Annotated in this window: 1 protein-coding gene; it reads left to right on the top strand. The window is 75.5% G+C overall.

The features are described 5' to 3' along the window. Positions 1-108 precede the first annotated feature (108 nt). The gene (locus tag SLAV_RS08285) at positions 109-10,584 is read left to right on the top strand and encodes a type I polyketide synthase (protein WP_100660819.1); all 10,476 of its coding nucleotides are present in this window, start codon (positions 109-111) and stop codon (positions 10,582-10,584) included. The last annotated feature ends 13 nt before the right edge of the window (positions 10,585-10,597 follow it).

The following is a 10,597-nucleotide window of genomic DNA, read 5'->3' as shown; positions in this document are numbered from 1 at the left end:
CCTTGATGCCCGAACCGACGCCCGATCGGATTTCCGATCCGATGCGCGATCCGATGGCCCAGCCGATTCCCGCATGCATTCCGCATTTCTCCAGGAGGTGACGTTCCAGTGGCCGGCGCGAACGAAGAAAAGCTTCTCGAAAACCTGAAGTGGATGACCACGGAGCTGCGGCGGTCCCGCCGCCGCCTCCAGGAGGTCGAGCAGGACGCCCGTGAGCCCCTCGCGATCGTCGCGATGAGCTGCCGCTTCCCCGGCGGCGTACGGTCCCCCGAGGACCTGTGGCGACTGGTCTCCGAGGGCGGCGACGCCATCACCGGATTCCCCGACGACCGCGGCTGGGACATCGCCTCCCTCGCGGACCCGGACCCGGACCGCAAGGGCACCTTCTACAACACCGGCGGCGGATTCCTCACCGACGCCACCCGTTTCGACCCCGCGTTCTTCGGCATATCGCCGCGCGAGGCCCTCGCGATGGACCCGCAGCAGCGCCAGATCCTGGAAACCTCCTGGGAGGTCTTCGAGCGGGCCGGCATCGACCCCGCGACCGTGCGCGGCAGCCGCACCGGCGTCTACATCGGCGCCGGCGCCATGGGCTACGGGGCCGACCTCCGCGAGGTCCCGGAGGGACTCGAAGGGCTCCTGCTGACCGGTGGCGCCACGAGCGTCCTGTCGGGCCGCGTCAGCTACGTCCTCGGGCTGGAGGGCCCGGCCGCCACCATCGACACGGCCTGCTCCTCCTCCCTCGTCGCCCTGCACCTGGCCGGGCAGGCGCTGCGCCAGCGCGAGTGCTCGCTCGCCCTGGTCGGCGGCGTGTGCGTGATGCCCACACCCGACGTGTTCGTCGAGTTCAGCCGCCAGCGCGGCCTCGCCGCCGACGGCCGGTGCAAGTCCTTCGCCGCCGCCGCCGACGGCACCGGCTGGTCCGAGGGCGTCGGCGTGCTCCTGGTGGAGCGGCTGTCCGACGCCCAGCGCAACGGCCACCCCGTCCTGGCCGTGGTCCGCGGCAGCGCCGTCAACCAGGACGGCGCCAGCAACGGCCTCACCGCGCCCAACGGCCCCGCCCAGCAGCGCGTCATCCGCCAGGCCCTGGAGAACGCCCGCCTCTCGGCCGCCGAGGTCGACGCGGTGGAGGCGCACGGCACCGGGACCCGGCTCGGCGACCCCATCGAGGCGCAGGCGCTGCTGGCCACGTACGGGCAGGACCGGCCGGAGGACCGGCCGCTGCGCCTGGGCTCCCTCAAGTCGAACCTCGGGCACACCCAGGCCGCCGCCGGCGTCGCCGGCATCATCAAGACGGTCATGGCGATCCGCCACGGCGTCCTCCCACAGACCCTGCACGTGGACGAGCCGACCCCGGACGTCGACTGGTCGGCCGGCGCCGTGTCCCTGCTCACCGAGGCCATGCCCTGGCCCGAGACCGGGGCCCCGCGCCGCGCCGCCGTCTCCGCCTTCGGCGTGAGCGGCACCAACGCGCACACCATCATCGAGCAGGCCCCCGAGGCGGACACCGCCGAGCAGCCGCCGCACGGCGCGCAGCCGGGCGGGGCGTCCGGGACCGGGACAGGGAGCGCTGCTCCGGTCACCGCGTCGGCGACCGCCTCGGTGCGGCCGACGCTGCTGCCGTGGACGCTGTCCGGCCGCAGTGCCGCCGCCCTGCGCGCCCAGGCCGCCCGGCTGGTCGCCGCCCGCACGGCGGACGCCGCCGCGGGCTCCGCCCTCGACCTCGGCCTCTCCCTCGCCACCACCCGCGCGGCCCTGGAACACCGGGCGGTGCTCATCGGCCGCACCGGCGACGACCTCGACTCCGCCCTCGCCGCGCTCGCCGCCGGTGAGGAGGCCGCGGGACTGGTCACCGACACCGCGGCCGAGGGCCGGACCGCGTTCCTGTTCACCGGCCAGGGCAGCCAGCGGCCGGGGATGGGCCGTGAGCTGTACGCGTCCCAGCCGGTGTTCGCGGCCGCGCTCGACGCGCTGTGCGCCCGGCTGGACATCCGGCTCGAACTCCCGCTGAAGGAGATCCTGTTCGGTTCGGATGCCGCCCTGCTGGACCGGACGGAGTACACCCAGCCCGCGCTGTTCGCCGTCGAGGTGGCGCTCTTCCGGCTCCTGGAGAGCTGGGGTCTGAAGCCGGACTTCGTGTCCGGGCATTCGATCGGTGAGATCGCCGCCGCGCACGTGGCGGGGGTCCTGTCGCTGGACGACGCGTGCACGCTCGTCGCCGCGCGGGCCCGGCTGATGCAGGAACTGCCGGCCAGTGGTGTGATGATCGCCGTCCAGGCGTCGGAGGACGAGGTCCTGCCGCTGCTGACCGACCGGGTGAGCATCGCCGCTGTCAACGGCCCGGCCTCGGTGGTCATCGCCGGTGACGAGGACGCGGCGACCGCGATCGTGGAAGCCTTCCCCGACCGGAAGTCCAAGCGGCTGACGGTGAGCCATGCCTTCCACTCGCCGCACATGGACGGCATGCTGGCCGACTTCCGCCGGGTCGCGGAGGGGCTCACGTACGAGAGCCCGCGCATCCCGGTCGTCTCCAACCTGACCGGCGCCCTCGTCACCGACGAGATGGGCTCGGCCGAGTTCTGGGTCCGCCACGTCCGCGAGGCCGTCCGCTTCCTCGACGGCGTCCGCGCCCTGGAGGCCGCCGGGGTCACCACGTACGTGGAGATCGGGCCCGAGGGCGTTCTGACCGCCCTCGCCCAGGACTGCGTCAGCGGCGAAGGCGCCGCCTTCGTCCCCGCCCTGCGCGCCGGCCGGCCGGAGCCCGAGACGGTCCTGGCCGCCCTCGCCCGGGTCCACGCCCACGGCGGCACCGTCGACTGGGCGGCGTACTTCGCCGGCACCGGCGCCCGCACGGTCGACCTGCCCACGTACGCCTTCCAGCACGAGCGCTACTGGCTGGAACCCGGAGCCGACACGGCCGGGGACGTCAGCGTCGCCGGACTCGACCCCGCCGGGCACCCGCTGCTCGGCGCGGCCGTCACCCTGGCCGGCTCCGACCGCCTGCTGTGCACCGGCCGCCTCTCGGTGCGCGGCCACGCCTGGCTCGCCGACCACACCGTGGCCGGTGCGGCGGTCCTGCCCGGTGCGGCGTTCGTCGAACTGGCCGTCCGCGCCGGTGACCAGGCCGACTGCGGGCACATCGAGGAACTCGTCCTCGACGCCCCGCTCGCGCTGCCCGCCGACGGCGGGGTACGGATCCAGGTACTGGTCGAGGACGCCGACGAGCGGGGCCGCCGTACCTTCACCGTGTCCGCCGAGCGGGCGGGCGGGACCGCGGAGGACAGCGGCTGGACCCGCCACGCCCACGGCGTACTGGCACCTGCCGCGGCCGCCGGGTCAGCGGGCCCCGCCGCGTCCTTCGACCTCGCCGAGTGGCCTCCGGCCGGCGCGGACGCCGTGGACCTCAGCCGGCTGTACGACGCCGACACCGCCGGGGGCCTCCGCCGAGGCCCGGTGCGCGGGCCCCTGTTCCAGGCCGTGGAGGCGGCCTGGAAGCGCGACGGGGAGTACTTCGCGCAGGTGCGCCTGCCCGAAGGCGCGGCGCAGGAAGCCGGGTTCGGACTGCACCCGATCCTGCTCGACACCGCCGCGCACCTCGCGACCGTCCTGGCGGACACCGACGCGGACGCGGACACGGACACGGACACGGCCCCGGACGGCGGCAACGGCGTCGGCCCGGGCAGCGTCTGGTCGGACGTGGCCCTGCACGCCGTGGGCGCGGGCGCGCTGCGCGTACGCGTCCGGCCCGCCGGCGAGGGCGCGTTCGCCCTGGACCTCGCCGACGACCTCGGCGACCCCGTGGCCACCATCGGCCGTCTCGCCCCGCGGCCCCACACGCCGGCCGCCACCGACGCCACGGACCCGGTGCCGGCCGTGGTCCGCGAGGCGCTGTTCCGCCTGGACTGGACGCCGCTCGCCGTCCCCGCCACCGCCACCGCGCCCGCCGGCGGATGGGCGGTCCTGGGCGACACCGGCTTCGGCCCGGCCGTCCGGTACGCCGGCCTGGCCGAACTGGGCGAGGCCGTCGACGCGGGCACCCCGGTACCCGCCTACGTCCTGGCCCCCTTCCCCCGGCAGGCCGACGGGCCGGACGCCCTGAGCGGGGCCGCACAGCGGGCGCTCGCCCTGGTGCGGGCCTGGCTGGCCGACTCCCGGTTCGAGACGGCCCGCCTGGTCCTCGTGACCAGCGGAGCCGTGGCCGGGCCCGGCGAGGGCGCCGAGGACCTGCCGCACGCCGCCGTACGGGGCCTGCTGCGGTCGGCGGAGACCGAGAACCCCGGCCGCTTCGTCCTCGCCGACATCCGCGACCTGGGCGAGGCAGCCGGGTCCGCCGAGGCAGCCGGGTCGGCCGGGTCCGCCGACCTGGCCGTCCTTGCCGCGGCCCTCGACTCCGGCGAACCGGAGCTGCTGCTGCGCGACGGAGCCGTCCACGTGCCCCGGCTGCGCCGCGCCGCCACCGCCGCCACCGTCACCGCCGACGCCACCGCCGGCGCCGTCATCGACCCGGACGGCACCGCCCTGATCACCGGCGGCTCCGGCACCCTCGCCGGAATCGTCGCCCGCCACCTGGCCGGCACCCACGGCGTACGGAACCTGCTGCTGCTCAGCCGCCGCGGCGCCGACGCCCCCGGAACCGCCGAACGCACCGCCGAGCTGGATGCGTTGGGCGCCCGCGTCACCTGGGCCGCCTGCGACGCCGCCGACCGTGACGCCCTGGCCACCGTGCTGGCCGCGATCCCGGCCGAACACCCCCTCACCACCGTGGTGCACACGGCTGGCGTCCTCGACGACGGAGTCATCGGCTCCCTCACCCCCGAGCGCCTCGACACGGTCCTGCGGCCCAAGGCCCTCGCCGCCCACCACCTGCACGAGCTGACCCGCGACCTGCCGGTCACCGCCTTCGTCCTCTACTCCGCCATCGCGGGCACCCTCGGCGCCGCCGGCCAGTCCAACTACGCCTGCGCCAACGCCTACCTGGACGCCCTCGCCGAACTCCGCCACCACCAGGGCCTGCCGGCCACCTCCCTCGCCTGGGGCCTGTGGGCCGAAGCCGGCGGCATGATCGGCACGCTCGACGAGGCCCAGCTGCGCCGCATGGAGCAGCACGGCATGGGCGCGCTCACCGCCGCCGACGGCATGGCCCTGCTGGACGCGGCCCTCGCCTCCGGCCGGTCCGTCCTCGTCCCCGCCCGCCTGAACCTGCCCGCCCTGCGCGCCGCCGCGGCCCCTGGCCCCGTGGCCCCCGTCTTCCGGGAGCTCCTGGGCCGGGCCGGACGCCGTACCGCGCGCACCCGGGACGACGCGGGCACCTCGCTCACCGACCGCCTGACCAGCCTCACCCGGTCCGAACGCGACCGCGTACTGCTGGACCTCGTACGGGCACAGGTGGCCTCCGTCCTCGGCCACGCCTCGGCCGAACGGGTCGAGCCCGGCAAGGCGTTCAAGGATCTCGGCTTCGACTCGCTGACCGCCGTCGAGCTGCGTAACCGCCTCGGCGCGGCCACCGGGCTGCGCCTGGCGACCACGCTCGTCTTCGACCACCCGTCACCCGTCGCCCTCGCACGCCTGCTGTACTGCGAACTCCTCGGCGACGAGGAGACCGGATCCGGAGCGGAGGGCGTCCGGTCGGCCGAGGCGGCCGAGGACGACCCCATCGCCATCGTCGCCATGAGCTGCCGTTACCCCGGCGGCGTCCGCAACCCCGAGGAGCTGTGGCGGCTCGTCGCCGCCGGCGGCGACGCGATCGGCGGGCTCCCCGGCAACCGCGGCTGGGACACCGCCGAGCTGTACGCCGGACAGGGCGGCGACGGCCGGGCCTTCGAAGGCGGGTTCCTCTACGACGCGGACTCCTTCGACGCCGAGTTCTTCGGCATCTCCCCGCGCGAGGCCCTGGCGATGGACCCGCAGCAGCGGCTGCTGCTGGAGGCCTCCTGGGAGGCGATCGAGGGTGCGGGCATCGACCCGTCCTCGTTGCGCGGCAGCCGGGCGGGCGTGTTCGTCGGCGCCTCCTACACCGGCTACGACGCCCAGTTGGAGCGCTCCGCAGACGCGGACGGCGTACTCGGCCACGTGATGACCGGCAACGCGGGCAGCGTCATGTCCGGCCGCGTCTCCTACGCCCTGGGCCTGGAGGGCCCGGCCGTCACCGTCGACACGGCCTGCTCGTCCTCACTGGTCGCCCTGCACTGGGCGATCCAGGCCCTGCGCAACGGCGAGTGCACTCTGGCCCTCGCGGGCGGTGTCACGGTGATGTCGACGCCGGGAACCTTCAGCGAGTTCAGCCACCAGGGCGGTCTCTCGCCCGACGGCCGCTGCAAGGCGTTCGCGGCGGGTGCGGACGGTACGGGCTGGGGTGAGGGCGTGGGCATGCTGCTCGTGGAGCGGCTGTCGGACGCCCGCCGCAACGGGCACCCGGTCCTCGCGGTGATCCGCGGCTCGGCCGTCAACCAGGACGGTGCGAGCAACGGCCTCACGGCACCCAACGGCCCGTCCCAGCAGCGGGTGATCCGGGCCGCCCTCGCGAATGCGGGCCTGTCGGCCGCCGAGGTGGACGTGGTCGAGGCGCACGGTACGGGGACCCGGTTGGGTGACCCGATCGAGGCGCAGGCGCTGCTGGCGACGTACGGCCAGGAGCGGGCGGAGGGGCAGCCACTGCTCCTCGGTTCGATCAAGTCGAACATCGGTCACACGCAGGCCGCTGCCGGTGTGGCAGGTGTGATCAAGATGGTGCTGGCGATGCGGCACGGGGTGCTTCCGCAGACCCTGCACGTGGACGCGCCGACCCCGCACGTCGACTGGACGGCCGGTGAGGTCACCCTGCTGACGGAACCCACCCCATGGCCGCAGACCCGGCGCGCGCGCCGCGCCGCGGTGTCCTCGTTCGGCATCAGCGGCACCAACGCCCACACGATCATCGAGGCGGCCCCGGACGCTCCCGAGGACCCGACGCCGACGACGCCCGCCACCGGCCCGGTGCCGTACGTCCTGTCGGCCAGGAACCCGTCGGCCCTGCGCGACCAGGCCGCCCGTCTGCTCCCCGTGGCCGAAGCCGGGGACTGCGCTCTCGTGGACCTGGCCCACTCCCTGGCCACCGGCCGGGCCGGTCTCGAACACCGGGCGGCCTTCGCCGCCGCCGACCGCGAGGGTGTGCTGCGCGCGCTCGCCGCACTCGCGGCCGACGAACCGGCGCCGGGCCTGTTCCGTGGCACGGTGTCCGGTGGGGGACTGGCGTTCCTGTTCACCGGACAGGGCAGCCAGCGGCCCGGAATGGCTCATGGGCTGTACGAGACCCAGCCGGTCTTCGCCACCGCGCTCGACGGCGTCTGCGCCCGCTTCTCCCTCGAACTGCCGCTGAAGGATGTGTTGTTCGGTTCTGATGCCGAGGTGTTGGACCGTACGGAGTACGCGCAGCCGGCGTTGTTCGCGGTGGAGGTGGCGCTGTTCCGGCTGCTGGAGTCGTGGGGTGTGAGGCCGGACTTCGTGTCGGGTCATTCGGTCGGTGAGATCGCTGCCGCGCATGTGGCGGGGGTGTTCTCGCTGGAGGACGCGTGCACGCTGGTGGCGGCGCGTGGCCGGCTGATGCAGGCGCTGCCGGCCGGTGGTGTGATGATCGCGGTGCAGGCTTCGGAGGACGAGGTCCTGCCGCTGCTGACCGACCGGGTGAGCATCGCCGCGGTCAACGGGCCGACCTCGGTCGTGGTCGCGGGTGACGAGGATGCGGCGGTCAAGGTGGCCGAAGCCTTCCCGGACCGCAAGACCAAGCGGCTGACGGTCAGCCACGCGTTCCACTCCCCGCACATGGACGGGATGCTGGACGGGTTCCGCAAGGTGGCGGAGGGCATCACCTTCGCCGCCCCGCGGATCCCGGTGGTGTCGAATCTGACCGGTGCCCTGGTCTCGGACGAGATGGGATCGGCCGGGTTCTGGGTGCGGCATGTCCGCGAGGCGGTCCGCTTCCTCGACGGGATGCGTGCCCTGGAGGCGGCCGGGGTGACCACGTACCTCGAACTCGGTCCGGACGGGGTGCTCTCCGCCCTCGCCCAGGACTGCGTCACCGAGGACGCCGCCACCTTCGCACCGCTGCTCCGCAAGGGCCGCGGCGAGGCGGAGGCCCTGGCCGGTGCCCTGGCGCAGGTCCACACGCGGGGTGTGACCGTCGACTGGACGGCCTTCTACGCCGGCAGCGGCGCCCGCCGCGTCGACCTGCCCACGTACGCCTTCCAGCCTGTGCGCTACTGGCCCGAGCCGACCGCCCCGCGCGGGGTGGCCCCGGCAGCCGGGGCCGGGAGCGAGGCCGACGCACGCTTCTGGGAGGTCGTGGAGCGGGCCGACCTGACCGCCTTCGCCGACGAGTTCGCCGTCGACGGGGAGCAGCCCTTCCGCTCCGTCCTGCCCGCCCTCGCCGCCTGGCGGCGCGACCGGCAGGCGCAGGCCGAGGCCGATGCGCTCCTCTACCGCGTCTCCTGGCAGCCGTTCGCCGGCCAGGACCGGGGCGCCCTCACCGGCACCTGGCTGGTCGCCGTACCGGCGGCGCAGGCGGAGGACCCCTGGGTCCGCGCCCTGACCGACCGGATCGGCGCCGAGGGCGCGCGCGTCCTGCCGCTCCCGCTCGACGTCGCCGACGGCGACCCGGCGGTGCTGCGGACCGGCCTGGACGGCCTGCTGCGCGAGGCCGCGACCGACCCCGGCACGGGAGCGGTCACCGGAGTCCTGTCCCTCCTGGCGCTGGACGAGCGGCCGCATCCCGAGCACCCCGGCGTACCCGTCGGGCTCGCCCTGACCGCCGCCCTGACCTCCGTACTCACCTCGGAGCCCGCCGGCCCGGGCGCGGAGCTCGCCGACGCCCCCCTGTGGTGCGTCACCCGCGAAGCCGTGGCCGCCGCACCCGGCGACACCCTCGGCGGGGCCACCCAGGCGCAGGTCTGGGGCCTGGGCCGGGTGTTCGCCCTGGAGCACCCCGACCGCTGGGGCGGACTCCTCGACCTGCCCGCGGTGTGCGACGAGAGGGTCCTGTCGCGCCTGCCCGCCGCGCTCACCGCTGCCGGGGACGAGGACCAGCTGGCCCTCCGCGCCACCGGGACGCTCGTACGACGCCTCGTACGCGGGACCACGGCGGCGGACGCGGACGGCACCCGTACGGGATCCGGCTGGAACCCGTGCGGCACCGTGCTCATCACCGGCGGCACGGGCGCCCTCGGCCGCCACGTGGCCCGGCGCCTTGCCGAACGCGGCGCGGAACACCTGGTGCTCGTCAGCCGCAGCGGCGCGCGGGCGCCCGGCGCGAGCGAGACCCGCACGGAACTCGAAGCGCTCGGCGCGGCCGTGACCCTGGCCGCCTGCGACGTCACCGACCGGGACGCGCTCGCGGCGCTGGTCGCGGGCCTGGCGGCCGACGGCACCCCCGTACGGTCCGTCGTCCACGCGGCGGGCATCTCCCAGCCGCCCGGCACCGGCACCGACCTGCCCGGGTTCGCCCGGGTCGTCACCGCCAAGACCGCCGGCGCCGTCCACCTCGACGCACTGTTCGACACACCGGACTCCCTGGACGCCTTCGTCCTGTTCTCCTCCATCGCCGGTGTCTGGGGCAGTGGCGGGCAGGCGGCCTACGCCGCCGCCAACACCTTCCTCGACACGCTCGCCGAGCGCCGCGCGGCCCGCGGCCTCGCCGCCACGGCGGTCGCCTGGGGCCCGTGGGCCGAGGCCGGCATGGCCACCGAGGGCGACGCGACCGAACAGCTCACCCGGCGCGGACTGCCGCCCGTGGCCCCGGCCACGAACCTGACGGCCCTGGACCGCGCCCTCGCCGGCCGGGACGCGGCGGTGACGGTGGCCGACGTCGACTGGGCGCGCTTCGCCCCGGTCTTCGCCGCAGCCCGGCCCCGCCCGCTCGTCGGCGACCTGCCCGAGGTGCGCGAGGCGCTCCGCGGCGAAACGGCCGACGGTGCGACGCCCACCGGTGACGGCACGGCGGCCGACGCCGGCGCGACGCTCCTGCGGCGGCTCGGCGAACTGTCCGGGGAGGACCGCGACAGCGCGCTCCTCGACCTCGTGCGCGAGCACGCGGCGGCGGCCCTCGGCCACCCCTCCGCGGACGCCGTCGCACCGGACCGGGCCTTCAAGGACCTCGGCTTCGACTCGCTGACCGCCGTCGAACTGCGCAACCGCCTCGGCGCCGCCTGCGGCCTGCGCCTGCCGTCCAGCCTCGTGTTCGACTACCCCAACCCCCAGGCCCTCACCCGTCACCTGCTGCGCACCCTCCTCCCCGAGGGAAGCGGCGGCGGCGCGGCCGCGGCGGCCGTCGCGGACCTGGACAGCGACCCGCTCGACGCGGAGCTGCGCCGGACCCTGGCCGCCATCCCGATGGGCCGGATCCGCGAAGCGGGGCTCCTGGACACCCTCCTGGGCCTCGCCGGCTCCGGCTCCGACACCACGGCCGCCTCCGGCCCCGGTGCGCGGGCCGCCGACGCCGGCGAGTCCATCGACACGATGGACCTCCAGGACCTCCTCGACCTCGCCCTCGACGGCGGAGGCCTCGACGACGACGGCCCCACCGGCGACACCACCACCAGCAACAGCAACTTCTGACGTGCCCGAAGTG

This window comes from Streptomyces lavendulae subsp. lavendulae, from assembly GCF_002803845.1.
GTDB classification, from domain to species: domain Bacteria; phylum Actinomycetota; class Actinomycetes; order Streptomycetales; family Streptomycetaceae; genus Streptomyces; species Streptomyces lavendulae.
Note: the sequence above shows the minus strand (reverse complement) of the source record. Positions and strands in the feature narration are given on the sequence as shown.